This is a genomic window from Novosphingobium jiangmenense (assembly GCF_015694345.1).
Classification (GTDB): domain Bacteria; phylum Pseudomonadota; class Alphaproteobacteria; order Sphingomonadales; family Sphingomonadaceae; genus Novosphingobium; species Novosphingobium jiangmenense.
In genome coordinates, this window is sequence record NZ_JADQDC010000016.1 from 1 (window position 1) to 24794 (window position 24794).

The 24794-nt window shown below is 66.5% G+C and carries 25 protein-coding genes; 10 read left to right on the top strand and 15 right to left on the bottom strand.

Going from position 1 to position 24794, the window contains the following annotated elements; all coding sequences use genetic code 11:
* Window positions 1-309: 309 nt before the first annotated feature.
* From I2488_RS17470 to I2488_RS17480, 3 genes are all read right to left on the bottom strand, one after another.
* Window positions 310-852 (bottom strand): hypothetical protein, encoded by a 543-nt coding sequence (locus tag I2488_RS17470; protein ID WP_214652444.1) that lies wholly within the window; start codon window positions 850-852, stop codon window positions 310-312.
* Between the two features lie 887 nt (window positions 853-1739).
* Window positions 1740-2840, bottom strand: coding sequence for a branched-chain amino acid aminotransferase (locus I2488_RS17475; RefSeq protein ID WP_196277073.1), 1101 nt, complete (start codon window positions 2838-2840; stop codon window positions 1740-1742).
* Window positions 2841-3277: 437 nt separating this feature from the next.
* Complete coding sequence (locus tag I2488_RS17480; protein ID WP_196277074.1) at window positions 3278-3820, bottom strand: hypothetical protein; 543 nt, start codon at window positions 3818-3820, stop codon at window positions 3278-3280.
* A gap of 25 nt (window positions 3821-3845) precedes the next feature.
* On the opposite strand from I2488_RS17480, the gene I2488_RS17485 reads away from it, so the two are divergent.
* The 4 genes from I2488_RS17485 (at window position 3846) to I2488_RS17500 (ending at window position 5998) form a co-directional block, all read left to right on the top strand.
* Window positions 3846-4613, top strand: coding sequence for a TlyA family RNA methyltransferase (locus tag I2488_RS17485; protein WP_196277075.1), 768 nt, complete (start codon window positions 3846-3848; stop codon window positions 4611-4613).
* A gap of 136 nt (window positions 4614-4749) precedes the next feature.
* The gene (locus I2488_RS17490) at window positions 4750-5304 is read left to right on the top strand and encodes a TspO/MBR family protein (RefSeq protein ID WP_196277076.1); all 555 of its coding nucleotides are present in this window, start codon (window positions 4750-4752) and stop codon (window positions 5302-5304) included.
* 85 nt (window positions 5305-5389) lie between these two features.
* Entirely contained in the window at window positions 5390-5641 is a 252-nt protein-coding gene (locus I2488_RS17495; protein ID WP_039336498.1) for an accessory factor UbiK family protein, read from the top strand.
* Window positions 5642-5716: 75 nt separating this feature from the next.
* Window positions 5717-5998, top strand: a complete 282-nt coding sequence (locus I2488_RS17500) for a hypothetical protein (RefSeq protein ID WP_196277077.1) — start codon at window positions 5717-5719, stop codon at window positions 5996-5998.
* A gap of 4 nt (window positions 5999-6002) precedes the next feature.
* On the opposite strand, the gene I2488_RS17505 is transcribed toward I2488_RS17500, so the two are convergent.
* Together I2488_RS17505 and I2488_RS17510 are read right to left on the bottom strand one after the other, a co-directional pair.
* Window positions 6003-7346, bottom strand: a complete 1344-nt coding sequence (locus I2488_RS17505) for a PAS domain S-box protein (protein WP_246465746.1) — start codon at window positions 7344-7346, stop codon at window positions 6003-6005.
* An 82-nt stretch (window positions 7347-7428) separates the two neighbouring features.
* Window positions 7429-8637: a trans-sulfuration enzyme family protein gene (locus I2488_RS17510; protein ID WP_196277078.1), complete on the bottom strand. Its 1209-nt coding sequence runs from the start codon at window positions 8635-8637 to the stop codon at window positions 7429-7431.
* Window positions 8638-8720: 83 nt separating this feature from the next.
* Here I2488_RS17510 and I2488_RS17515 point away from each other — a divergent pair, with 83 nt between their 5' ends.
* Entirely contained in the window at window positions 8721-10043 is a 1323-nt protein-coding gene (locus I2488_RS17515; RefSeq protein WP_196277079.1) for a phospholipid carrier-dependent glycosyltransferase, read from the top strand.
* Here I2488_RS17515 and I2488_RS17520 read toward each other — a convergent pair.
* The 4 genes from I2488_RS17520 to recO are packed head-to-tail and all read right to left on the bottom strand — an operon-like array spanning window position 10016 to window position 13489.
* Window positions 10016-10660, bottom strand: coding sequence for a DUF2238 domain-containing protein (locus I2488_RS17520; protein ID WP_246465747.1), 645 nt, complete (start codon window positions 10658-10660; stop codon window positions 10016-10018). The genes I2488_RS17515 and I2488_RS17520 overlap by 28 nt on opposite strands.
* A 1-nt stretch (window position 10661) precedes the next feature.
* Window positions 10662-11786, bottom strand: coding sequence for a glycosyltransferase (locus tag I2488_RS17525; protein ID WP_196277080.1), 1125 nt, complete (start codon window positions 11784-11786; stop codon window positions 10662-10664).
* A 12-nt stretch (window positions 11787-11798) separates the two neighbouring features.
* Window positions 11799-12857 carry a 3-isopropylmalate dehydrogenase gene (gene leuB, locus I2488_RS17530; protein WP_196277081.1) on the bottom strand — a complete coding sequence of 353 codons (1059 nt, stop codon included), beginning with the start codon at window positions 12855-12857 and terminating at the stop codon, window positions 11799-11801.
* Window positions 12858-12880: 23 nt separating this feature from the next.
* Window positions 12881-13489 carry a DNA repair protein RecO gene (gene recO, locus I2488_RS17535; RefSeq protein WP_196277082.1) on the bottom strand — a complete coding sequence of 203 codons (609 nt, stop codon included), beginning with the start codon at window positions 13487-13489 and terminating at the stop codon, window positions 12881-12883.
* 98 nt (window positions 13490-13587) lie between these two features.
* Between recO and apaG the strand changes: the two genes are divergently transcribed.
* From apaG to I2488_RS17550, 3 genes are all read left to right on the top strand, one after another.
* Window positions 13588-13986, top strand: coding sequence for a Co2+/Mg2+ efflux protein ApaG (gene apaG, locus I2488_RS17540; RefSeq protein WP_039336501.1), 399 nt, complete (start codon window positions 13588-13590; stop codon window positions 13984-13986).
* Window positions 13987-13998: 12 nt separating this feature from the next.
* Window positions 13999-14811: a LysR family transcriptional regulator gene (locus I2488_RS17545; protein WP_196277083.1), complete on the top strand. Its 813-nt coding sequence runs from the start codon at window positions 13999-14001 to the stop codon at window positions 14809-14811.
* Window positions 14812-14887: 76 nt separating this feature from the next.
* Window positions 14888-16888: a putative bifunctional diguanylate cyclase/phosphodiesterase gene (locus I2488_RS17550; RefSeq protein ID WP_196277084.1), complete on the top strand. Its 2001-nt coding sequence runs from the start codon at window positions 14888-14890 to the stop codon at window positions 16886-16888.
* Between the two features lie 9 nt (window positions 16889-16897).
* Here I2488_RS17550 and I2488_RS17555 read toward each other — a convergent pair whose 3' ends face one another.
* Window positions 16898-18166 (bottom strand): multidrug effflux MFS transporter, encoded by a 1269-nt coding sequence (locus I2488_RS17555; protein WP_196277085.1) that lies wholly within the window; start codon window positions 18164-18166, stop codon window positions 16898-16900.
* Window positions 18167-18175: 9 nt separating this feature from the next.
* On the opposite strand from I2488_RS17555, the gene I2488_RS17560 reads away from it, so the two are divergent.
* Both I2488_RS17560 and dinB read left to right on the top strand, forming a co-directional pair.
* Complete coding sequence (locus I2488_RS17560) at window positions 18176-18490, top strand: hypothetical protein (protein WP_196277086.1); 315 nt, start codon at window positions 18176-18178, stop codon at window positions 18488-18490.
* A gap of 86 nt (window positions 18491-18576) precedes the next feature.
* Complete coding sequence (dinB, locus tag I2488_RS17565; RefSeq protein WP_281390108.1) at window positions 18577-19695, top strand: DNA polymerase IV; 1119 nt, start codon at window positions 18577-18579, stop codon at window positions 19693-19695.
* Here dinB and I2488_RS17570 read toward each other — a convergent pair.
* From I2488_RS17570 to I2488_RS17590, 5 genes are all read right to left on the bottom strand, one after another.
* Window positions 19674-20159, bottom strand: coding sequence for an NUDIX domain-containing protein (locus I2488_RS17570; protein ID WP_196277087.1), 486 nt, complete (start codon window positions 20157-20159; stop codon window positions 19674-19676). The genes dinB and I2488_RS17570 overlap by 22 nt on opposite strands.
* 40 nt (window positions 20160-20199) lie before the next feature.
* Window positions 20200-21492: a cytochrome P450 gene (locus I2488_RS17575; protein ID WP_196277088.1), complete on the bottom strand. Its 1293-nt coding sequence runs from the start codon at window positions 21490-21492 to the stop codon at window positions 20200-20202.
* A 14-nt stretch (window positions 21493-21506) separates the two neighbouring features.
* Window positions 21507-23057 carry an AMP-binding protein gene (locus tag I2488_RS17580; RefSeq protein WP_196277089.1) on the bottom strand — a complete coding sequence of 517 codons (1551 nt, stop codon included), beginning with the start codon at window positions 23055-23057 and terminating at the stop codon, window positions 21507-21509.
* Window positions 23058-23196: 139 nt separating this feature from the next.
* Complete coding sequence (locus tag I2488_RS17585) at window positions 23197-23760, bottom strand: fasciclin domain-containing protein (protein ID WP_196277090.1); 564 nt, start codon at window positions 23758-23760, stop codon at window positions 23197-23199.
* A 29-nt stretch (window positions 23761-23789) separates the two neighbouring features.
* Window positions 23790-24788, bottom strand: coding sequence for a hypothetical protein (locus I2488_RS17590; RefSeq protein ID WP_196277091.1), 999 nt, complete (start codon window positions 24786-24788; stop codon window positions 23790-23792).
* Between the last annotated feature and the right edge of the window lie 6 nt (window positions 24789-24794).

A 24794-nucleotide genomic window follows, 5' to 3' on the forward strand; every position in this document is an offset into this window, starting at 1 on the left:
ATCCCGACAAACACCGCATGAGACGCCATCTTCGTTCCCTTCCTTGCGCGTGCGGGGTACAAACCCCTCGCAACCGTGCGGGTTGATGAAGATCCGTCCGGGCCCAGGCTCCCCAGCGGTCTAGGCAGCCAAGGTGGCTACGGGCTCGCGAACGGCGCGGGTTGGGTCGCTAGCGACCCAACCCGCAATCGCATCATGCACCATTTCCAAGATACAAGGTGGCATTCGCGCAGCGAATGACGGAGGGGAGATGCGTCATAGCCCCGTGCCATACTGTCCGAAAGTGAGGCGGCGATTGATGAGAGCGCTCTAGGGCGCCTTGTCCCGGCCGTACGCCGTTACGACCATTGCTCCCAAGAGCCCACGAGCAACCTGTACCTCCACCATCTCCGGTTGGCGGGAGCTCAGATCGCGATAGGTGTCCGCCGAGATGAAATAGCGTCCCGAAGCAATCGGCGCGGCTTGCCTTTCCGTTCTCAACCAAACCCAGTGATAACGGTCTCTGCTTTTGCTTTTGTGGGTCCACTCCGTCCGGACAAAGGTCATCGGCACGGTTTCTTCAACGCCAAGAGCGAGGCCATTTACACTTGGCAAGACGCCGACGGACCATACCGGCCATCCCATCACGCTGGTAACAACGCAAAGGATCGCCGCAAACTTGTGCGCGCGATTGTCTTCGACACCGCGGACCACAAGGCACCAAACGAGGAAGCCAGTGATGGCCGTCGCGCAAAAGCCAGCCAGCTTGAGCCCTGAGGGTGGAGCTATGTTGCGCGGCCAGTCATTGCCGATCGACACGGCAATGACCGCGGTGACCAAGATGGGCAAAGCAAATGGCAGCAGCAGCTTCACAAAGAAGCTTGCCGGTACCTTTGCACGTCGCGAACTCTGTCCCGTCATCGCGCCTCTTTAGCACAGACACAGGTTAAACTTTGGCTGCATCGCGGCGGGCTGGGACGTCTTGGCCGCACCATTTGAAGGCGATGCGGCACAGGCCGTCCAGAAGCACCTTGACAAAACGAACCATATAGGTTATATGCCCCACCACAGGTCAGGAGAGGGCAAAAGGCCAACCCGCTCCTCTCCCTTCGGACGCTGACACATCGTGAAGGCCTCCGGCGCGATCGGTGCGGCAGGTGCGCTTGGGTTAAACGAGGGGCGTTAAGCCCAAGACCCACCGGGCAAACCCTGTCGTTACCCAAGGACAGACAGGACACCCCAGGGCTGATAGCACGGCGCCGAACCCTGAGCGACGCTGCGGATGCGGAACCCGCCATGATTGTGCGACTTGTCAGCACAAACGACAGGTTCTTTTCACGCAGCCGCTTGCCAGAAGCCAAGGCAGCCCGCGAGCCGCTGCCACAGCTTCGTCCTCTCACATATGTCCGCCCTCAGGCTGAGCCGACAAGGGGTCCGGAACCGCCCCCCGGCCATTCGCAACCGGTCCCGCGCCCTCCCCGCGCGTGCCACGACGGCACCCGCACCGGTCGCGCGATCTGTGCTTATCCCTCCGGCGTAACCGTCCGCACTCGCCAGCGGATGTTCCCTCATATCGCGTATCCCGCTCATCCTGAGCTTGTCGAAGGATGCCCACCCCCTACCCCTCCCGCCTGCGGGAGGGGGGAACGAGCGCAGCGTCTTGCCCTCCCGCAGGCGGGAGGGCCGCGAGACTTACTGAACGCAGTGAAGTTAGTCGCAGCGGGGTGGGCAACTCAGCGCACCCCCTAGCCGCCCCGCCGTCAGGCGATGCGCGTCACCCAGCCATGGGTGTCGGCGATCTCGCCGCGCTGGATGCCGACGAGCTTCTGGCGCAGCTTCTGCGTCAGCTGGCCCGGCCCGCCCGAACCGATCGTGAATTCGCCCTCATGGCTGGCGACCTTGCCGACCGGGGTGACCACCGCCGCCGTGCCACACGCAAAGGTCTCGACGAGCTTGCCCGACGCCGCATCGGCCTTCCACTGGTCGAGGCTGTAGCGCCCTTCGCGCACGGTCAGGCCTTCTTCCGCCGCCAGCGTCAGCAGGCTCGAACGGGTGATGCCGGGCAGGATCGTGCCGGTCAGTTCGGGGGTCAGGATCGAGCCGTCGTCGAACACGAAGAACAGGTTCATGCCGCCCAGTTCCTCGATCCACTTGCGCTCTGCGGCGTCGAGGAACAGCACCTGGTCATGCCCCCGCGAGAAGGCTTCGGCTGTGGGCACGAGGCTCGCCGCATAGTTGCCGCCGCACTTGGCCGCACCGGTGCCGCCCGGCGCCGCGCGGGTGTAGTCCGAAACCCAGATCGACACCGCTGGCGCGCCGGACTTGAAGTAGTTGCCGGCCGGGCTGGCGATGACCATGAACTTGTACTGCTTGGCCGGACGCACGCCGAGGAACGCCTCGGATGCGAACATGAACGGGCGCAGGTACATCGACCCGCCCTCGACGGTGGGGAACCAGTCCTTGTCGGCCAGGACCTGCTGGCGCACCGCCTCGACGAACAGGTCTTCGGGCAGCTCGGGCATGGCGAGGCGGCGGGCCGAGGCGTTGAAGCGCGCGGCGTTGGCCTCGGGCCGGAACAGCGCGATGCCGCCGTCCGCCAGACGATAGGCCTTCAGCCCTTCGAAGATTTCCTGCGCATAGTGCAGCACCGCGGCAGCCGGATCGAGCGCGATCGGACCGTAGGGAATGACGCGCGCATCGTGCCATCCGGCACCCTCGGTGTAGTCGATCTCGACCATGTGGTCGGTGAAGGCGGTGCCGAAGCCGGGGTTCGCCAGCACCTGCGCCCGCACGTCCGCCGCAACCGGAGCCGGATGCGGGTGCTTGGTGAAGCTGAGGCGGGTTTCGGCGGTGGTCGCCATCTGGGCAGTCCTTGCGCTAGAATCGAGGAAGCAGCGCCGTGAACTATTATTGCGCGAAAGGCAAGGGGAATGTAATAAATGTGAAGGGCCGCGTCGGTCAATCCGAAGCGGCCCTTCGCATGGTCAGCGGCCGGAAGTGCCGCCCACGAAGCCTTTATCGCTTAAATCGAAACTCAGCGATAATGCCTCGCGCGGGACTGTACCGACCTCTCTGCTGAACCATGAGACATCGGATCACCTCCTTTCGCGCTGTTGAGCCAAAGTCGCAGGTTTTTGGGCCTGCTGGACCGGAAGTGCGTTGTCTCCGGCCTTGACTCGAATGTGATTCATCCGGGGCAAAACAACAAGACTTGTGCGAAAAAAAATTGTCGTCAGAATTCGGGTTTCGCGCCTGCGATCCGGTCTCGGCTGAAACCGCCTTGCGCCATTGCCCCGCGCTACTTCCGGCAATCCTCGATAACGCGGCCAACCTCGGCCCAGGCCGGCAGGTAGAGCGTCGGCAAGCCGTTCACTTCGACCACGAACCGCCCCCGGCTGAACGCCATGGAATCGAGCAGCGGATCGCGCGCCGCCAGCGTGGCGACCAGTTGCGGCTGCCCCTGCGGCGCGGGATCGGCAGAGAGCGGCCGGGTGTCGCTGGTGGTCACCACCGTCATCGGCAAGGACACCGCGGAACTGCCGGTGCGGATCAGGCTCATCGTGCCCGCCGCCCGGTTGCAGGCAAGCGCAAACAGCGTCGCCTGCCCCGGACCGAACCGCGCGACACCCGGCTCGTAACGCCAGTCGCCCACCGTCTGGGGTGCATCGCGCCAGTCCTTGTACGTCTGCGCGGGCGGCGGTGGCGGCGGTGCCTGCGTCGGCTTCGGGGCAGGCGGCGGCGCGGCCTGCGGCACCATCGTCGGCGCGGCGCAGGCCGAAAGGGTGAGAGCCAGCGCACCGGAGAAAACGAGGCGGGGGCGGTGTGCGTGGTTGATCTTCATGCAACAGTTATGGAAGGAACGCGCCGTGACCTCAACCCGCCCCCCGAAACAGCCCAACGCAGCCAAGCAGCGTGTCGACCAGTTGCTGGTCGATCGCGGTCTCGTCGAAAGCCGGGCCCGCGCCCAGGCGTTGATCCTCGCCGGCCTGGTGTTCTCGGGCGAGACCAAGATCGCCAAGGCAGGCCAGGCGCTCGCCGCCGATGCCCCGCTCGACGTGCGCGGCCGCGATCATCCGTGGGTTTCGCGCGGCGGAATCAAGCTCGCCCACGCCATCGAGCACTTCGGGCTCGATCCTGCGGGCGTGACGGCAATGGACATCGGCAGTTCGACCGGCGGCTTTACCGACGTGCTGTTGCAGGGTGGCGCCGAACACGTCTTTGCGGTGGATTCGGGCACCAACCAGCTCGCCTGGAAGCTGCGGCAGGACCCGCGCGTCACCGTGCTCGAACAGACCAGCGCGCGCATCCTCACCCCCGCCCATATCGACCGGCCCGCGAACTGGGTGGTCTGCGATGCCAGCTTCATTGCCTTGCGCAAGGTGCTGGAAGTGCCGCTCGCGCTGGCAACACGGCCAACGCGGCTGGTCGCGCTGATCAAGCCGCAGTTCGAAGTGGGCAAGGCCGAAGTCGGCAAGGGCGGCGTGGTGCGCGATCCCGCCTTGCACGAAAGGGTCTGCGGCGAAGTGCGCGAATGGCTCGAAAGCGATGGCTGGGACGTGCAGGGCATCGTCAAGAGCCCGATTACCGGGCCGGAAGGCAACGTCGAATTTCTCGTTTCCGCGCGGCGCAGCTAGGGTCGGGACCTGAGTTTTCCCCGGTTTGTGTCTCCAAGCGGGATACAACGCGGTTCGACTTCCGATTGCAGAGCGCGCGCACCCTCGCCAATATCCCCGGCGAATCGCGCGTTTGGCGCAGTCGCTTGCAGGTGCCATGAATTACCTTGCCTCTTCGGGACAGCTTCGGGCCAGCCTGCTGCGCTGGTCGCTGTTCACCATTCCCCTCGTCGTCGCGCTTGGCTTCCTGTCGGGACAGGCGGCGGGCAGCGGCCCCGGCAATCCGTGGTTCGATGCACTGGTCAAGCCGTCGATCTATCCGCCCCCGGCCGCCTTCGGCATCGTGTGGTCGGTGCTCTACGTGCTGATGGGGCTGGCGCTGGCCATGGTGCTTTCCGCACGCGGAGCGGCGGGGCGCGGGCTGGCGGTGGCGATGTTCGTCGTCCAGCTGCTGATCAACCTCGCCTGGTCGCCCACCTTCTTCGCCCTTCATCAGATCACGGCGGCGTTCTGGATCACCGTGGCCATGGCGGTGGCGATCGTGCTGACGGTGGTGCTGTTCTGGCGCATCCGCCCTTTCGCCGGAATGCTGCTCCTGCCCTACCTGGCCTGGGTCTGCTTCGCTTCGGTGCTGACGTTCGAGTTCGGCCGGCTCAACCCCGAGGCTGACGGCGCATTCGGCACGGCAAAGACGGAGCGGGTGGAAATCTGACCTTCCCGGCCCTTGCGGATGCTCGCGCGGCAGACCACATAGCGGGAACATCAGCGCCATTCTTGCGCCAGTCAGGACCCGAGCCATGCAGAGTGAAAACCCGATGATCGCCGATTTCGTCAAGCTGCTGAACAGCGCGGCGGGGACGATTGCCGGCATGGGCCGCGAAGCGGGCGAGAACGCGCGCGAGAAGGCCAAGGAGATCTTCGGGGGCCTCGATTTCGTCAGCCGCGAAGAGTTCGACGCTGTCAAGGAACTGGCCGCCTCCGCGCGCGAGGAAGTCGAAGCCCTGAAGGCCCGCATCGCCGCGCTCGAAGCTGCCTCGAAGGGCGAGTAAGGAACTCCAACCCGGCTTTGCGGATTTAACCTGCATCAAGTTGGCGCCTTCGGGCGCGCTGCAGGAAAGACATCCGTGTTTACCCAACTCAATCCGACCATCCCCTTGCACGTGCTCGGCAAGGGCGATGGCTATGCGATCGGCATGATCGACTACGGCCAGGAGCACAACCTGATCTGGGTCACCGCGCTCGACGAATCCGGCGAGATCTGGTGTGCGCCCAACAGCAAGGTCCGGCTCGGCAAGAACTGGACGATGGGCCGCGCCGAGAACCGCCTGATTACCGAGGACAAGCAGCAATCTTTCGCCGAAGCCGCACCGGCGGTCGAAGGATGCGAAGGTCGGCGCGCAGCCTGACGGCTCAGCTTTCGAGCGAGCGGGCCGTGCTCACGGCGCAGTCCAGTCGCCAGCGCAAACCCGTTGGCGCATAGTCCAGCGTGATTTCGGCGTTGAGGCTGCGGGCCGGGATGTTGCGCATCAGGGTAGTGCCGAAGCCATGGTGCGTGGGCACGCAGACCAGCGGCACCCCGCTCTCGCTCCAGTCGATCACGAAGCGGTCGGCCTTCTCTTCCCAGCACAGCAGCACCTTGCCTTGCGGGGACGAGAGGGCGCCATACTTGAGCGCATTGGTGGCGAGTTCGTGCAGCGCCATGCCGATTATCTCGGCACTGCGCGGGCTGAGCGGGATGGACGATCCTCGCAACTCGATCTGCGCACGGGCGTCGCGCCCGAGGATGGCGAGTTGCGCCTCGGCCAGTTCGTCCATCAGGATGGTCGACCAGCCGCGCCGGACCAGCAGGTCCTGATTGGCTGAAAGGCTGGCAAGGCGGCTTTCGAATCGGCGCAGGAAATCGGCGTCCTTGCAGCCCGAACGGCGGGCCAGCGCCTGCACCACCGCCAGCAGGTTCTTGGAGCGGTGGTTCACTTCCATCAGGAGGACGCGGATCTGCTCCTCCTTCTCCATCATGTCGGTGACGTCGGTGTTGGTGCCGAACCAGTAGAGGATATGGTCGCCGCCGTCGCGGATCGGCTTGGCGCGCGAGAGAAACCAGCGCCATTGGCCGTCGGCCCGGAGCAGCGGGAAGGTGTCCTCCCATTCCTGTCCCGTCTCGATGCTCATGCGGAAATGCTCGCGAACCCGCGCGAGGTGTTCGGGATGGTGGACCTTGTCCCAGCCCCAGCCGTCGGTTTCGCCCTCGGCCAGGCCGGTGTAGTCGTACCAGCGCTTGTTGTACCAACCGATCGCGCCGGTCGCGTCGGCAACCCAGGCCAGCTGGCTGATGTTGTCGGCCAGCATGCGAAAGCGCATTTCGCTGGCCCGCAAGGCGCGCTGGCCTTCCTCGCGCGCGGTGATGTCGCGCGCAATCTTGCTCGCGCCGATGATCCTGCCGGCCTTGTCGCAGATCGGGGAAATGGTCAGCGAAACGGCAATCTCCGTGCCGTCCTTGCGCTGGCGCATGGTGTCGAAGCTGCTGACGCGCTCGCCGCGGGCGATCCGCGCAAGGATGTCGTCCTCCTCGGCCTGTCGCTCGTCGGGAATCAGGCGGCGGATCGACTGCCCGACCATCTCTGCCTCGGTAAAGCCGAAGATGCGGGTGGCCGCAGGGTTCCAGCTCAGCACGGTCCCCTGCAGGTCCTTGCTGATGATCGCATCATCGGAAGACTGGATTATCGCAGAGAGATGGGCCTCGGCCAGCAATGACAATTGCTCCGTTGCGACCCCCGCCTGCCTTCTTAGGGCAAGGCGGGCGGGATGCAACCGGAATGGAAGCTTTGCTTAACCTCGATCAAAGACCGGCGGCGCGCAGGGCCTGATCCAGATCCTCGATCAGGTCGTCCGGATCCTCAAGCCCGACGTTGAGGCGCAGCATGCCCTCGCCCACGCCCATGTCGGCACGGGTTTCGGGGCCGACGCCGTAGTGCGTGGTCGAAGCCGGGTGGCACATCAGCGAGCGCGAATCGCCGATGTTGTTCGAGATGTCGATCAGCTGCAGCGCATCGAGCACGGCATGGGCCTGCTTCAACCCGCCATCGAGGTGGAACGAGAAGATCGTGCCGCCAGCCTTCATCTGCTTCTTCGCCAGTTCATACTGCGGGTGGCTGGGCAGGTGCGGATAGAGCAGGCGCGGCACGCGGCCTTCGACGAAGCTCGCCACCTTCAGCGCGTTCTCGCTCTGGCGGTGGATGCGCAGGTCGAGCGTCTCGAGGCCCTTGTGGACCACCCACGCGTTGAACGCGGCGATGTTCGGGCCGGTGTTGCGCTGGAACGGCAGGAGGACGTTGTTGATCCACTCCGCCGATCCGCACACGGCGCCGGCCATGACGCGGCCTTGCCCGTCCATCATCTTGGTGGCCGAATAGGCGACGACATCGGCGCCGAAGTCCATCGGGCGCTGCAGCGCGCTGGTGGCAAAGGCGTTGTCGACCACGGTGGTGATGCCGTGCTTCTTGGCGAGCGCGCAGACGAACTCGAGATCGACCACGTCCATCGTCGGGTTGGCCGGACTTTCGAAGAAGAATACCTTGGTGTTGGGCCTGATCGCGGCTTCCCACGCGGCATTGTCGGACGCATGGATCGTCGTGCCTTCCACGCCGAAGCGGGGCAGCAGGTTGTCGACCAGCCAGCGGCACGATCCGAACGCAGCCTTGGCGGCAACGATGTGGTCTCCGGCAGAAAGCTGGCAGAGCAGCGCGGTGGTCATCGCGGCCATGCCGGTCGCCTGCGTGCGGCAGGCCTCGGCCCCTTCCATCAGGGCGATGCGCTCTTCGAGCATCTGCACCGTCGGGTTCTGCAGGCGCGAATATGTCATGCCCTCGGCCTCGCCGGCAAAGCGCGCGGCAACCGTTGCGGCATCGTCGTAGGTAAAGCCCGAGGTGAGGAACAGCGCCTCGGACGTCTCGCCCATTTCCGAACGCCACGTGCCGCCGCGAACGGCCTGCGTTGCGGGGCGCCAGTTGCGGGTGATCGAGCGGTCCTGACCAGTGGTGCGTTTCATGCGCGCTGCCTTAGTTTTCAAGGGGAGCAAGCGCAAGCGGCGGGATTGCGAAGCGGCCGCGTGCGGCCTATCGGTCAGGGCAGATGACGTCACAATTCCAGACACCTGCGTCGCATGGCACTCCCGTTCGTGACAAGGACCCCGCGCTGTGGTGCGCGGTCATCGCGGCGGCGTTCTTCTTCCTCGTGCTGCACCGGCTCGGCATCCCGTCCAAGCCGATGTTCGACGAGATCCATTATCTCCCCGCAGCGCGGCGGCTGATCGACCTCACCTCGCGGCTCAATCCCGAACACCCGCTGGTCGGCAAGCAACTGATCGCCTGGTCGATGCAACTGGTTGGTGATACGCCATTCGGCTGGCGCTTTCCCTCGGCGGTGATGGGCGGCCTCGGCCTGTGGGCGATGGTGCGGGCGATGTGGTGGTCCAGCCTGTCGCGCAGCGCCACGATCCTGTTCGGCCTGCTGCTGGCGACAGACTTCATCTGGTTCATGATGGCGCGCATCGCTCTGCTCGACATGGCGATGGCAGGCTTCATGGCGCTGGCGATCTGGCAATGGGCGCTGGCGTGGCGCAATCCTACGGCCAAGGTCTCGCGGGCGCGGGGGCACCTGCTGCTGGCGGGCGTGTTCATGGGCATATCGCTTGGCGCCAAGTGGAACGGCGCGCTGTTGCTGCCCCTGCCCGGACTGGTCTTCGCGCTCAACCGCTGGCAGGCGCTGCGCGGTCGGCGGACGGGGCTGCTGTGGGCCTCGCGCGATGCCGGGCCGGTCCCCGGCGTCTCGCTGCTCGAAGCGGCAGTGTGGCTCGGCGTGGTGCCGGTGATCGTCTACTTCACCACGTTCCTCCCCGCCTTCTTCTACGAGAAGCAGCCCATGACCGTCGGCGCACTGTGGCACTGGCAGAGCTACATGCTCGAACTGCAGGACAGCGTGAAGAAGCCCCACACCTACATGAGCGTGTGGTGGGAGTGGGTCGCCAACATCCGGGCGATCTGGTTCCTCTACGAGGAAGTCGACGGCGCCCAGCGCGGGGTGCTGATGATCGGCAATCCCTTCACGATGCTGGCCGGCCTGCCCGCGCTGCTGTTCTGCGCGTGGGACGGTTTCAGGGGCAAGAAGCTGCACCTGCTGGTCTTCGCCGCCTACGTCCTGCTCGTCGGCTTCTGGGCGATCAACGGCAAGCCGGTGCAGTTCTACTACCACTACATGCTGGCCAGCTGCTTCCTGCTGGCCGCGCTGGCGCTGGTGCTGGGCGAATGGTGGGACCTCGGCCTGCGCTGGCCGACCAAGGTAACGCTGGTCCTCTCGTTCGGCCTGTTCATCGGCTTCTACCCGATCCTTTCTGCGGGAGAGCTGCCGAGGAAGGATTCGTACCGGGACTATACCTGGCTGGATACTTGGAAATGACGGCGCAGGCTTAACCAGACCGCCGTGGTCAGGGCACCCAGCCCGGCCATGGCCATGTCCTTCTGCGGGTCCCAGACATCGCCTTGCTGTCCGTTGTAGGCATCGGCGTCAGGCCCGGCCATGATCACGGTCAGCTGCCACTCGAAGATCTCGTAGATCGCGCTGCCGGCCAGCACGAACTCGACCGCGATGTAGGTGGCAAGCGCGGATGACAGGCCGCGATGGCGCGAGAGCCAGCAGGCGATCGGCCAGGCCCAGAGCAGGCCGAAGCCGAAATGCACCAGCCGGTCCCACGAATTGCGCCCCAGGCCGAGCGCGTGGTCGACCGAAGGCAGGCCAAGCGCCGCCAGCCAGCGCTCATAGGGCACGTAGGAATAGATGTAGCGCCCGCCGATGGTGTGAAGCGCCATGAACAGCGCGATGCACACGACCGCGCTTGTCGGCATCGGCCAGCGGCGCAAGGCGAGCCAGAGCCCGGCGACGATCACCAGTGTCGGCAGGTTCTGCAGCGGGGCGAGCGCCGGATAGGGCGTGTCGATCAGGCTGAACAGCGCGCCCGCTGCGGTAGCCCCGAGCAGAAGCGCCTGCGGTCCCGGAAGCCCCGCGACCGCGCGCAAATCAGTACTTGCCCCAGACGAAGCGCGAGGACAGCGCGAAGTTCCACACCGAGCCGAGCACGATGCCGACGATCACCGCGATCACGCTGTGGAAGCCGATGGTCTTGAGCACCGCCGCCGAGCCGACGTTGGTGAGCAGGCCCAGCGAGCAGGTCAGGCCGAACTGCGCCCAGCCCTTGAGCAGCGGGCCGAAGCCGCGCAGGCGCTTGTCGGAATAGGTCAGCTCGTTGTTGAGCACGAAGTTGAAGGTCATCGCGATGATCGCCGCCAGCGTGTTGGCGGTGTTGAACGTCGCGCTTTCCGACCAGTTGCCGTAGACGAAGCGCTCGCCCGCGATGACCTTGAGCAGCACCCACAGTGCGCCCAGCTGCACCGCCACGCCCATCGCGCCGACCGTGCCGAACAGTGCAAAGCGCGTCGGGATGATTCGACCGAGCCACTTGTCGTAAAGGCCCACGAGAAATTCGAACACGACGGTCTGGTCCAGCTTGCTCTCGCCCTCGATGCGGGCGACGAAGTTGAGGGGGAATTCCTTGACCTTGAGCGGGCGGTCGACCGTCGCAAGGATATCGAGCAGGATCTTGAAGCCGACGCCCGAGAGGCGATGCGCGTCCGCCCGCAGGGTTTCGGCGCGGAGCATGAAGTAGCCGCTCATCGGGTCGGACAGTTCCACCCCGGTCACCTTGTTGGCGATGCGGTTGGCAAGGCCCGAGGCCTTGACCCGGTCCGGGCGGCCCCATTCCTCGGTGCTGGCCCCTTCGGCAAAGCGCGAGGCATAGGCGAGGTCGTATTCGCCGCTTTCGACGGCGGCGAGCATCTTCGGCAGCAGTTCGGGATCGTGCTGCTGGTCGGCGTCCATCACCGCAACGATCGGCGCGGCGGTGGCGCACATGCCCTCGATCGCGGCAGAGGCGAGGCCGCGGCGGCCGATGCGCTCGATCACCCGCACACGCGGATCGGAGAGCGCGATGCGGCGCACTTCGTCGGCAGTGCCATCGGGGCTGTTGTCATCGACGAAGATCGCTTCCCACGCCACGCCCTGGAGCGCAGCGTCGAGACGCGCGACCATCGGCGCGATGTTGGCGCGCTCGCGATAGGTCGGAAGAATTACGGCTAGCTGGAGCATCGGATGCGGCCCTTAGAGCCTTGCGAGCACCGCGTCACCAATTTCCGTCGTCCCCGCCGTGCCGCCAAGATCGCGGCCCAGCACGCCATCGGCCAGCGTCTTCGCCACGGCAGCTTCCACGCGGTCCGCCTGAGAGGCAAGGCCGAGCGAGTGGCGCAGCAGCATCGCGGCGGAAAGGATCGTCGCCATCGGGTTGGCGAGGCCCTGCCCGGCGATGTCCGGGGCCGAGCCGTGGATCGGTTCGTAAAGGCCGAAGGTGCCGTGCGCGGTCTGGCGTTCGCCCAGCGAGGCCGAGGCGAGCAGGCCGATCGAGCCGACGCACATCGAGGCCTGGTCCGACAGGATGTCACCGAACAGGTTGCCGGTCAGCACCACGTCGAACTTGCCCGGCGCGCGGACCAGCTGCATCGCGGCGTTGTCGACGTACATGTGCTCGAGCGCGACTTCGGGATACTCCTTGGCCACTTCGATCACCACGTCGCGCCACAGCTGGCTGGTTTCCAGCACGTTGGCCTTGTCGACCGAGCACAGTCGCCTGGCGCGGCCCATTGCGGTGCGGAAGGCGACGTGGGCGATGCGGCGCACTTCGCTCTCGCTGTAGGACATCACGTCATAGCCCTCGCGGTCGCCATTGGCGGCGGTGCGGAAGCCCTTCTCGCCGAAGTAGACGTCGCCATTCAGCTCGCGCACGATGACCATGTCGATCGCGCCGGCCACTTCGGGACGCAACGCCGAATGGCTCTCGAGCCCGGCAAAGACCTTGGCGGGGCGCAGGTTGGCAAACAGGGTCAGCGCCTTGCGCAGGCCGAGGATCGCCTGCTCCGGACGCAGATGGCGTTCGAGCGAGTCGCAATCGGGATCGCCCACCGCGCCGAACAGGATGCCGTCGGAAAGGCTGGCGATCTCCAGCGTCTCGGGCGGGAGCGGGTGGCCATAGGCCTTGTAGGCCGCGCCGCCGACCGGGGCTTCCTTCATCTCGATGTCGGGGAGGCCGAGCGCCTCGATCACGCGGACCGCTTCACGCGTCACTTCGGGACCGATGCCATCACCGGGCAGAACCGCAATCTTCATGAACAACCCCTTCGTCCGTACGCTCACTCACCGCCCATGCGTCTCAGGCGGTCGAGCAGAATCGCGCGCGCCCCCATAACATCGCGCGTGCGATCGGCAAGCAGGCGGTTGGCGATGGCCTTGCCCTGCCGCTCCAGCCGGGCGAGCAGATCGGGCCAGGGTTCATCCGGTGGCGGCGCGGGCGCGGTGCCATAGCCGACCTCGCGCAGCAGCAGCACTTCGTAGCCTGCCAGCACCCGCGCCCAGCCTCGGGCCGAGGGCGCGTGGCAGATGGCATCGAGCAGCGCGGCCAGCGAATCGCACAGCAGCGGATAGGGATGGCCTTCCGGCAAGGCTGCGGCCGTCAGCGCGCAGGCCCAGCCGATCCCCGCGCTCGGCAGCGGTTCGGACAGCCACGGTCCGCGGCTGGCGACCAGTTCGACTCGCGCCGATGGGAGTTGCGAGGCAGCGCGCGCGCGGACCTCCACCTCCAGCAGGTTGCCGGGAATCAGCACGGGCCGCAGTTCGCGCCCCCGCGCACCGGCCACATAGGCGGCGGCGAGGCCATGCTCTGCCGTCAGCACGCGGATGATCGCGCCATGCTCGCCATGGGGCAGGACCGAGCAGAGAATGGCGGGCGTGCGGATCAGCATTGCGCCAAGGCTGTGAACCGTCCCGGCGTGCAGGGCAAGCGGCACAAAGTTGCACATCGGCGTTGGAACATCTCGCGGTTTGCGATAGTTTGGAGGGCATGAAGCAGCTCTTCCAGCATGCCGCCATCACCGAAGGCGTCACGGTGCGAGTCGCCGTGAACTTCCTGCCCGAACAGTCGCGGGTGGAAGCAGGCAAATGGTTCTGGGTCTATCACATCCGCCTCGAGAACGACGGCGACCAGCCGGTGCAGCTGCTTTCGCGCCACTGGCGGATCACCGACGGGCGCGGCATGATCAACTTCGTCGATGGCGATGGCGTGGTCGGCGAACAGCCCGTGCTCCAGCCGGGGCAGAGCCACGATTACGTCTCGGGCTGCCCGCTGGGCACGCATCATGGCAGCATGGAAGGCCACTACACCATGCAGCGCGCCGATGGTTCGCTGTTCGACGTGGCGATTCCGTTCTTTCCGCTGGCGGCCCCGGCCCCTGCCAACTAAAGCCGTCTCGCTATGAAGCGGACGCACCTTCCCCTCAACGGCCTGCGCGTGCTCGATGCCGCGGCGCGGCACCTGTCGTTCACCCGCGCGGCGGACGAACTGGCGGTGACGCCTGCCGCTGTCGGCCAGCAGATCCGCGCGCTCGAAGACCTGCTCGGCGTGGTGCTGTTCCGCCGCACTTCGAAGGGCCTGGAACTTACGGACGAGGCGATTGCCGGGCTCGACGCAATCCGCGAAGGCTTCCTCCGCTTCGAGGAAGGCGTGCAGGCGATGCAGGCCGGGCAATCGAGCCACGTCTACACCATTGCCTGCCCCCGCGATTTCTTCGCCGCGTGGCTCTCGCCCCGGCTGGCCGCGTTTCGGGCCGGCAACCCGCAGATGCGCTTCTCGCTGGTCGGCGGCGATGCCGACATCGACTTTACCGAGGCCAACCTCGACCTTGCCGTGCGGTGGGCCGAGGGGCCGGGCGAACTTGAAGGCATCCCCCTGGGCCAGCCGCTGATGGTGACGGTGGCCGCGCCCGATGCCGCGCCCGACTGCCCGTGGATCGGCTGGCCGGGCGATCCTGCACCGGGCGGCGGCGACGTCGGCTTCTCGGTCGGCGATGCCGGAACCGCGATCAGCGCGGCCAGCGCCGGCCTCGGCCGCGCCCACGTGCCCTATCAGCTGGTCGACAATGCCATCGGCATGGGCCGGGTAGTGGTCCAGGGCGAGCCGCAGCCTTCGCGGCGCGGCTACTGGCTGGTCGCGCCCTTGCCGCAATGGCGCCAGAAAAAGGTCAAGGCGCTGGTCGCCGCGCTGTCAGGCGAAGCGCCGGAGCGTTGACTCTGCGCGGCGGATAGAGCCGTTTCGGAACCGACCCTTACGCACCGTTAACTGGCTTGGCAGTAGTCATGCTGCCATGTTCACGCGGATGCGCAGCTCTATCGCCAGGGGACGGCCTTTCAGCCGCCTGCTGCGCGGTGCGCGCCCGTCGACTTCCAGCTGGCAGCAGCGCGAGGGCGACAACTTCACCCTCGCCTATGCGCGCAGCCTGTCACACCGCCTGCCGCTGCTTTACATCGTGGTGTTCTTCGATCTGCTGCTGGTGGCCTTCCGCTTTCGCGCCATCGCCCCTGTCTGGCTGATCAGCCTGGGCCCCGTTGCACTGGGCGGGTTTGCGCTGTGGCGCGCGGCCTACTGGCGACCGACAGCAGTGGACCGGCGCCCGCTCGACCTGCTCCGGCGCGATCTGGCGGCGATGAGCTGGCTGGGCGCTGCAGCGGGGTTCCTGCTCGCACTGTGGTGCATGGCGCTCTATCTCTATGGCGACTGGGCGGCCCAGTCGTTCATCCACTACATCATTGCCGTCACGCTGTTTTCGGGCATTCTCGGGCTGGGCCACTCGCCGTTGACCGCCCTGCGGATCGCGATCGCCACGACGATCCCGACGACCGGCCAGATCGTGTTCAGCGGCCACCCCAACGCAGTCATGGTCATGCTCGTGCAAGTGGTGGTGACCTCGCTGCTCCTGCTGATCACCAACGGGCATCACCGCGATTTCGTGCGGCTGGAACTGTCGCGCCAGCAGCTCGCCCGGCGCGAGCGCGAAGCGGCGCGGCTGGCGCACGAGAACATGATGCACGCCACGGTCGATCCGCTGACCGGCGGGCTCAACCGCCGCGCCATTCTCGAACGGCTCGAGGAAGAGATCACCCGCAGCGGCGCGGGCGAGCTGCGCGCCTGGCTGGCCCTGATCGACCTCGACGGCTTCAAGCATGTCAACGACACTTATGGCCACGCTGCGGGCGACGCGGTGCTTCAGGCCGTGGCCAACCGGTTGGGCAGCCTCGAGCGGGTGCGCTGCTTCGGACGGCTTGGCGGCGACGAATTTGCCGCCGTGCTGGATCCCGCGCTCGATCACGTGGCGGTGCGGACCATCGCCACCGACTTGTCCGAACTGCTGCGCGCGCCGGTCCGGCATGGCAGTGCCGTCCTGCGTCTTTCGGGCTCGGTCGGCGTTCACCGGATGGACGGGCGCAGCGTCAGCGATTGCCTTGAACGCGCCGATGCCGCGCTCTACAAGGCCAAGGAGCTGTCGGACGGCGCCGTGGTCGTTTTCAGCCCCGATGACGAGGCCGAACTGCAGGATCGCGCCGCCATCACCCGCCTGTTCAACGACAGCAACCTCGGCGACCGGCTGAAGCTGGTCTACCAGCCGGTGGTCGATGCCGAGGGGGGCGGAATCATCGGCTTCGAGGCCTTCGTCCGGTGGAGCCCGGATGGCGAACGCTGGCTGGCGCCGGGGCAGTTCATGTCGCTGGCGGAGGCGACCGGGCGTACCGGCGAACTCACCCGCATGGTCATGGGCCGCGCCTTGCGCGAATGCCCGGCATGGGAACACGGGCGCTGGCTGGCGATCAACCTGTCACCGCGCGACGTGATGCGCACCGGCACCGCCGATGCGCTTGCCCGGCTGGTCGAGGAGCATGGCGCACCGCCGCACGCGATCATCCTCGAAGTCACCGAACGCGCGCTGATGGACGATCCCCGGCGCGCCGAGGCGCAACTGCTCGCCTTCCGTGCGCGCGGCTTCCGCATCGCGCTCGACGATTTCGGGGCCGGCTGGTCCAGCCTCAGCCAGGTCCACAGCCTGCCGCTCGACATGATCAAGATCGATCAGGAACTGTCCCGGGCGCTGGCCAGCGATCCCGGCGCGCGGTCACTGGTCGGCACCATCGTCTCGCTGGCCTGGCAGCTCGGGATCGACTGCACGATCGAAGGCGTCGAGGACGAGGCACAGGCGACGACAGCCCGCGCGCTCGGCGTGCGCCTCATGCAGGGCTATCATCTTGGCCGGCCGATGGACGCCACCGATGCCCTGGCCCTGATCGCCGACAATATCGTCAGCCTGCGGGCCTGACCTTTTCCATCAGTGCTCCAGCACGATCGGGCGCGGCGTGCCCGGCGGGTGCAGGCGGCGGAACAGCTTGCCCTTCTCGCTGTAGAGCACCAGCAGCAGGCTGAGTACGCCCGCGCTCAGCAGGGCAAGCGCCAGGGGGTGGGCCGTCCCGTCATAGGCTTGGCCAACGAAGATGCCGATGACCGAGCCGATCACCATGCGCAGGAAAGCGTGCATCGAATTGGCGCTGCCGGCGGTGCGCTCGAACGGCTGCAGCGCAATCGAGCCGAAGTTCGCACCGATGAAGCCGATCAGGATCATGTTGGTGATCATCAGCGGCATGAACTGCCACAGCGTCTCGCCATCGCGGCTCGAGAAGAAGGTCTGCAGCGCGCTCACCGCGATGAAGGCAATGACCGCCGTGTGCGAGACGCGGCGCGCGCCGAAACGCTCGACGATCCGCGAGTTCGAGAAGTTGGCAAAGGCCATCATCAGCGCGGAAAAGCCGAACAGCACCGGGAACATCTTGCCCGCGCCGAAATGTTCGCCGACCAGCTGCTGCGAGGAATTCACGTAACCGATCATCGCCCCGAAGGTCAGCGAGCCGCCGAGCACGTAACCGATGGCCGAGCGGTTGGTGGCTGCCCCGGCCATGTTGCGAGCAATCGTCATCGGCCGGATGAGCTGGCGGTATTCGGGGTGCAGCGTCTCGGGCAGGCGCACGTAGACCCACGCCCCCATGCCCACGGCCATCACCGCGAGGAACACGAAGATCCAGCGCCAGCCCGCAAACAGCAGCACGACCTGCCCGATGCTCGGCGCCAGCATCGGCACGACGAGGAACACGACCGAGATGATCGACATCTGCTTGGCCATCTGGTCGCCCGAAAAGCGGTCGCGGATGATCGCGCCGGGCAGCACGGCCAGCCCGCCGCAGCCCATCGCCTGCGCCACGCGCATCGCCAGCAGCGCGTCGAACGAGGTGACCAGCGCGCAGGCAAGCGAGAAGAGCACGTAGATCGCGATGCAGCTCAGCAGCACCGGCCGTCGGCCATAGCGGTCGGCCAGCGAACCGGGGATCAGCGAGGCAAAGCCGGAGGCGAGCAGGAAGGTCCCGACGACGAGCTGGCGACGATTAGGGTCGGACACGCCAAGGTCGACGGCGATGTCGCCCAAGGCAGGCAGCATCGCGTCGACGGCAAGCGCCTGAAGCGCCATGACGAGCGCCATCATCGCAATGGTTTCACGCTCGCCCATCGTGCGCGGGGCGCGCAGGGAACTGGAATCGTTTGAGGGCATGACCACCCTTTGGACGAGATCGTCCTCAAATCCCACACTTTATGTTGCGATGCGACACTTCCGCAGGGGCCGGACCAGAATCACCACTCCAGTCGTATTCTTACACTGCACCCCTCGTGGAAATGCGTAGTGCTCCCCGCCGGACGGGAGGACAATGCCATGAATTTGCGCTGCTTTATTGGCAGGCATCGGCCAAAACGGGACGAGGTCATCGAACTCGGTTTCAGCACGATCTCCACCTGCCGCTTCTGCGGAACGGAAATCGAGCGCCTGCGGCCAAAGACCTGGGTGAAGCGCCGCAAACCCCTTGCCAGACTGCCCTGACACTGGCGCGCGGACCGTTCGTGCGGTAATCTTGGGCCTTGGCGTGTCTCCCACCGGAGAGGTATCGCGCGAAACGGGCCTACGGTTTGACCTACCAACCAGAATCGACCCCGGCGCTGCGCAAGATCATCCATGTCGACATGGACGCCTTCTTCGCCAGCGTCGAACAGCGCGACGATCCGGCGATCCGGGGCCTGCCGGTGGCGGTGGGTGGGTCGTCCGGGCGCGGGGTGGTGGCTGCGGCGAGCTATGAAGCGCGGAAGTTCGGCGTGCGCTCGGCGATGCCATCGGCGCGGGCGGTGCAGTTGTGCCCGGACCTGATCTTCCGTCGCCCACGCTTCGACGTCTACAAGGCCGTATCCCAGCAGATCCGCGCCGTGTTCCTGCACTTTACCCCGCATGTCGAGCCGCTCTCGCTCGACGAGGCCTACCTCGACGTGACCGACGACATACGCGGGATCGGCTCGGCCACGCGCATCGCCGAGCTGATCCGCCAGCGCATCAAGGCCGAGACCGGGCTGACCGCGAGCGCCGGGGTATCCTACAACAAGTTCCTCGCCAAGCTCGCCAGCGACCAGAACAAGCCCGATGGACTCTGCGTGATCCGCCCCGGCGAAGGCGCACAGTTCGTCGCGGGGCTTCCCGTGCGCCGCTTTCACGGCATCGGGCCGCGCGGCGCGGAGAAGATGGCCAGGCTCGGCATAGAGACCGGGGCCGACCTGCGCGCGAAGGACCTCGCCTTCCTGCGCGAGAACTTCGGCAGCTCGGCCGACTACCTCTACCGCGCCGCGCGGGGGATCGACCTCAGGCAGGTCAAGGCGGATCGCCCGCGCAAGTCTGTCGGCGGGGAGCGGACATTCGAGCGGGACATTTCCTCGGGCCCTGCGCTGCGCGAGACGCTGGAGCGGATCATCGAGATCGTGTGGGAGCGGATCGAGCGCAGTGGCGTGCAGGGGCGGACGGTGACGCTGAAGATGAAGTTCAACGACTTCACGCCCTGCACCCGGGCCAGGTCCCTGCCCCGCCCGATTACCGGGAAGGACGAGTTCGCAGCGCTGGCGCGCGACCTGCTCGATGCGCAACTGCCGCTGCCCAAGCCGATCCGGCTGATGGGCCTCACGCTCTCGGCACTGGAGGGCGAAGAGGCGGAGGAAGGCGACGAGGGCGCCGCGCCCCCGGTGCTTCAGGCCGAGTTGCCGTTCTGATCGGCCAGCCAGCGGGCGATCATCTCGCGCACCGAGCGGACCGTGTTGTCCGGCAGCGCCCTTGCCGGAAAGAAGCGCGCTTCGGCAATCTCGCGGCCATCCGCGACCGGTTCGTCAGTGGTGGTTCCGGCGACAAGCTCGATCGCGTTGGTCCAGCCCTTGCGGTCCAGCAAGACGGTGCCGAGGTGGCGCGGTGTTTCGAGGCGGCAGCCGGTTTCCTCGAGCAATTCGCGCGCTGCGGTCGCTTCCGGCCCCTCATCCCGCCCGAGCCCGCCGCCGGGAAGCATCCATGATTCGCGAGCGTGGTAGCTGTGGCGGACCAGCAGGACTTCTCCGGCAGCGTTGGCCGCGATCACGTTGCAGCCCCGCACCCGCTTGCGCGTCGCGCGCCAGTACCACAGCCGCACGGCGTGGGCCGAGCGCAGCAGCAGGCGGTGGAGCGGGCCGGGGAGGAAATGCAGCACCGGCGCATTGTGGGGCCGGTGCTGCGCGTTGTCACCCCGGTTAAGCCGCCTTCCAGCGCAGCGGCAGCGCCTTGTATCCGCCGACGAAGGTCGAGTTAACCCGCCGCGGCTCTCCGGCAAGCTCAAGGCTGTCCACGCGGTCGAGCAGCACGTCGAGCAACACGCGCATCTCGAGCCGCGCGAGGTGCAGCCCGAGGCACTGGTGCGAACCTGCGCCAAAGGCGGCATGGCGGTTGGCCGGGCGCGTCGGATCGAACTTGCGCGGCTCGGGGAACTGCGCCGGATCGTGGTTGGCGGCAACGTAATTGAGCATGAGCCAGTCGCCCGCCGCGATCTGCTGACCGCCCAGTTCCACGTCGCGCGCGGCGGTGCGCATGAAGTGCTGGACCGGGGTGGTCCAGCGGATCGCTTCCTCGACGATGCCCGGCAGCAGGCTGCGATCGGCCTTGGCGCGGGCGAACAGGTCCGGATCGCGGGCAAGGGCCAGTGCCGCTCCTGCGGAGGACGCAGAGGTCGTGTCATGCCCGGCGCTGGCGACGATGATGTAGTAGCCTGCCGTATCGCGGTCGCTCATCGGCTCGCCATCGATCACCGCATTGGCGATGACGGTGGCGACGTCCTCGCCCGGGTTCTGGCGGCGTTCGGCAGCAAGGCCAGCGAAGTAGCGCTCGAACTCGGCCACCGCGCCCGCAACGATCTGCGAGATCTGTTCGGGCGGCAGGTCCTTGATGCCGGACTTGTTCATGTCCTCGTCCTGCCCACCGAACATCTGCTGGGTCAGGAACAGCATCTTCGGCTCGTCCTCAGGCGGCACGCCGAGGATCTGCATGACGACATGCAGCGGATAGGGCGCGGCGACGAGCGGGATGAAATCGCCCTCCCCCCCGGCAGCCAGCATCCGGTCGATGGACTCGTTGGCGATCTTGCGGATCTCGCCATCCAGCTTCGACAGGTTCTTGGGCATGAACCAGTCCTGCGTCAGGCGGCGCAACTTGGGGTGCTTGGGCGCGTCCATCTGCACCAGCGATTCGACCAGATGCGGGCTGCCGCCGGTGATCGAACGCGCCAGCATGTCACCGATGCGCAGGGTGAAGACAGAGGACTTGGGATTGTTGAGGAAGGTCGCGTTGTCCTTGCTGACCTTCATCACCTCGTCGAAGCCCGAGACCAGCCAGAACGGCTCGTGCTCATCCCCCGGCGCGACCACGCGGGAAACGGGGGCCGTGCTGCGCAAGGCGTCGAACTGGTCGAGCAGCGGGTCCCACGCGCCGTAGGACTTCGGATCGATCACGGCGCGGCCGACCTCGGCCGGGACCACAGGGATGCTTGCCATCGCTCTCGCTCTCCTCAGGCCGAGGCCGCTTGCGCAGCTTCGTACGCTTGTTTGTATTCATCGCGCAGCAGGCGCTTGAACAGCTTGCCGGTCGGCTCGCGAGGCAGCTCCTCGCGGAAGTCGATCTGGCGGGGCATCTTCACGCGCGAGAGCTGGGGCGCGAGCCACTCGGTCAGTTCCGCCGCAAGCGCGGGGCCAGCCTCGGCCATGTCGCGCGGCTGGACCACAGCGACGACCTTTTCGCCCATGTCCGGGTCGGGCGCGCCGATCACCGCAACGTCGGCGACCTTGGGGTGGGTGACGAGCAGGTTCTCGATCTCCTGCGGGTAGATGTTCACGCCGCCAGAGATGATCATGAAGCTCTTTCGGTCGGTCAGGAACAGGAAGCCGTCCTCGTCGATCCAGCCAACGTCGCCAAGGCTGGTCCAGCCGTGCTTGTTGGTGGCATCGCGGGTCTTGTCGGGATCGTTGTGGTAGGTGAAGGCATTGCCGCCTTCAAAGAACACCTGGCCCTCGGTGCGCGGCGGCACCTCATCGCCTTCCTCGTTGCAGATGCGGATCGTGCCGAGGATCGCGCGGCCGACCGAGCCGGGGCGCTGCAGCCAGTCCTCGCTGGCAATGAAGGTGAAGCCGTTGCCCTCGGTGCCGGCATAGTACTCCCGGATCACCGGGCCCCACCATTCGATCATCGCCTGCTTTACGGGAACCGGGCAGGGCGCGGCGGCGTGGATCGCACAGGTCAGAGTCGAGGTATCGTACTTCGCGCGCACCTCTTGCGGAAGCTTGAGCATGCGCACGAAATGCGTCGGAACCCACTGGCTGTCGGTGACCTTGTACTTCTCGATCAGCTGGAGCGCATGCTCGGGATCGAACTTCTCCATCGCAACGACGGTGCCGCCCATGCGGTGAATGGTCATCGACCAGCGCAGCGGCGCGGCGTGATAGAGCGGCGCGGGCGAGAGATAGACGGCATCGCCGGTGATGCCGAAGGCTTGGCTCGCGATCCCGATCAGCGAGTTCACCGCGCCGATCTCCGGGTCCTCGGGCAGGGGAATGCGCACACCCTTGGGCTTGCCGGTGGTGCCCGAGGAATAGAGCATGTCGCACCCGGCGCGCTCGTCTGCGATCGGGGTCGCAGGCTGCGCGGCGAGCGCGGCATCGAGCGAGAGCGGCCCGTCGGTATCGAAACGCAGCTGCGGCACTTCAGGCGCGAGCTTGGCCACCTCGTCCAGCACCGGCGCGGTGTAGGCCGATCCGATCAGGAGGCGGCTGCCGCTGTCGTGGGCGATATAGGCGATCTCGGGCGCGGCGAGGCGGCTGGAGACCGCCACGTAGACCAGCCCCGCGCGCTGCGCACCCCAGGCGAGGGCGAAGAAGTCCGCCCGGTTTTCGAGGCACAGCGCAATGGTATCGCCGATCTGCAGCCCCCGCGAGCGCAGCAACTGGGCGAACTGGTTCGACTTGGCTTCCAGCCCGGCATAGGTCACCACTTCGCCGCTGCCGCCCATGATGACGGCGGCGCGATCGGGATTGCGGGCGGCATGATACTTGGGGTGGAAATGCACCGGCCTGTTCCTCTCGCAACTGGCGGACTCAGGCCGCCTTTTGCCAAGAAGCTTAACCGATCAATTAAGAGGTGCAACCGCCATTTGCGCCTGCGTTTGTCCGAGCTTGATGGGATTCTTGCCCGATCCTTTCAATGCGTCACTTTGGCACCGGCAGAACCCGGTCGATCGGGTAGATCACGCCATTGCGCGCGACGATCGGGGCTCCGACCAGCTTGGGTGCGTCCTCGCCGCTGCCGAGACGGATGACGTCACCGTCCCGCGTGAGCGTGAGCGGCTGGCCGCCAAGGCTGGCAAGGCGCACCGTGCCCTTGCCGCGTTCGAAGCCCTGGTCGAGATCGGTGCGGCCGATGTAGCCGGGCGAGAGATGCTGGCTGACCAGGGCGACGAGCTGGACCTTGCCCTCGTTGCTGTCCAGCGCCTTGCGGTCGGCCTCGGGCAGGGCCTCGATCGCCGCGTTGGTCGGCGCGAACAGGGTATAGCTGCCGACGCCTTCGAACGTCTTCTCCAGCCCGGCGGCCTTGACCAGCCTCGCTGATTCCGAAAGATCGCTGCTGTCGCCCAGCGCGTCGAACAGGTCCTTGCTCGAAGCATCGGCGACGGCGGCAGTGCCCTTGGCATCGGGCGCAGCATCGTTCTTGCCGCAACTTGCGAGCGCGAGTGCGGCGACCAGCGCGGTCCCCATGATCGTATGGCGTACCATCGAAATCCCCTTCGAGTCTTCGCTGCGGGTCAGGCGATCAGTTCGATCACGGCGCGGACCAGCTGCGTGGTCGGATCGACTTCGTAGACGTAGCCGTCGCTGTAGCGGTACCAGCTGTCCGGCGTGTCGGCGTAGCGGCCGCGCCAGTCGGGCGGCACGTTGTACAGATCGTACCCGGCAGGCATCGGCTGACCGACCGCCCACGGATCACCGGTGAGCAACGCGGCGATGCCCTCGATCATGTTGGACTGCGGATCGACCTCGAAGATCGCATTCTGGGCGTAGCGATAGTCGTAGCCATCGTCGAAGCCGTAATAGCGGTCGTAATAGCTCGGCACGGCATAGTCGGTGTACTGCGTCGGCCAGACCTGCCCGCCGAACAGCGCGCCGCCAAGCAGCGGGACGATCGCGGAAACGAGGCCGCCGCTGCCGATGCGGTACATCGAGCCATTGCCGTAGCGCCAGTCATAGTCGTTGCCGAGGTAGCGCACCGGATACCAGTCACCCCAGCTGCGCGGCGCCTGAATCTGCCGGGCCTGACCCGGGGGCAGGCAGCCGTTGTTCTTCTTCGCAAGGCCCGGCGGGCAATCGCTGGTGACCGGGATCAGGAAACGGCGGTCATCATAGCGATAGCGGCCGTCCTGCCACTGGCGGCTGGTGACGCGGACGACGGTGCGCTCATCTCCGCGATCAGCGCGGCGGGCATAGTCGCGGTCGACCTGGCGCTCGGCCTTCTCGTAGTTCCTTGGAGCATCATTCCGCTCAGGCCCCTGGCCGGGATTGCCGCGCATGGCCTGTTCGGGCCGGGCGTCGTTTCTGCGGGGCTTCTCGGGTCGCATCTCGGCGCGCTTGTCCGGACCCTTGGCCTTCTGAGGGCCGTGATCCGCCTTTTGCGCCTTCTCGGGGCCGCCACCACCATGGTTGCCACCATCATTGCCCCCACCGTTGCCTTTGCCGTTGCCTTGGGCGAAGGCCGGGACGCTGGCCGCGAGGGCCGCGACACCGGCCATGAGCATCACTTTGCGCATCGTCTT

Coding starts and splice junctions, on each gene's coding strand:
- I2488_RS17475 (WP_196277073.1), bottom strand. CDS start 2,840: ATGGCGACCACCGCCGAAACCCGCCTCAGCTTCACCAAGCACCCGCAT.
- I2488_RS17480 (WP_196277074.1), bottom strand. CDS start 3,820: ATGAAGATCAACCACGCACACCGCCCCCGCCTCGTTTTCTCCGGTGCG.
- I2488_RS17490 (WP_196277076.1), top strand. CDS start 4,750: ATGAATTACCTTGCCTCTTCGGGACAGCTTCGGGCCAGCCTGCTGCGC.
- I2488_RS17495 (WP_039336498.1), top strand. CDS start 5,390: ATGCAGAGTGAAAACCCGATGATCGCCGATTTCGTCAAGCTGCTGAAC.
- I2488_RS17510 (WP_196277078.1), bottom strand. CDS start 8,637: ATGAAACGCACCACTGGTCAGGACCGCTCGATCACCCGCAACTGGCGC.
- I2488_RS17515 (WP_196277079.1), top strand. CDS start 8,721: ATGACGTCACAATTCCAGACACCTGCGTCGCATGGCACTCCCGTTCGT.
- I2488_RS17525 (WP_196277080.1), bottom strand. CDS start 11,786: ATGCTCCAGCTAGCCGTAATTCTTCCGACCTATCGCGAGCGCGCCAAC.
- leuB (WP_196277081.1), bottom strand. CDS start 12,857: ATGAAGATTGCGGTTCTGCCCGGTGATGGCATCGGTCCCGAAGTGACG.
- recO (WP_196277082.1), bottom strand. CDS start 13,489: ATGCTGATCCGCACGCCCGCCATTCTCTGCTCGGTCCTGCCCCATGGC.
- apaG (WP_039336501.1), top strand. CDS start 13,588: ATGAAGCAGCTCTTCCAGCATGCCGCCATCACCGAAGGCGTCACGGTG.
- I2488_RS17545 (WP_196277083.1), top strand. CDS start 13,999: ATGAAGCGGACGCACCTTCCCCTCAACGGCCTGCGCGTGCTCGATGCC.
- I2488_RS17550 (WP_196277084.1), top strand. CDS start 14,888: ATGTTCACGCGGATGCGCAGCTCTATCGCCAGGGGACGGCCTTTCAGC.
- I2488_RS17555 (WP_196277085.1), bottom strand. CDS start 18,166: ATGCCCTCAAACGATTCCAGTTCCCTGCGCGCCCCGCGCACGATGGGC.
- I2488_RS17575 (WP_196277088.1), bottom strand. CDS start 21,492: ATGGCAAGCATCCCTGTGGTCCCGGCCGAGGTCGGCCGCGCCGTGATC.
- I2488_RS17585 (WP_196277090.1), bottom strand. CDS start 23,760: ATGGTACGCCATACGATCATGGGGACCGCGCTGGTCGCCGCACTCGCG.
- I2488_RS17590 (WP_196277091.1), bottom strand. CDS start 24,788: ATGCGCAAAGTGATGCTCATGGCCGGTGTCGCGGCCCTCGCGGCCAGC.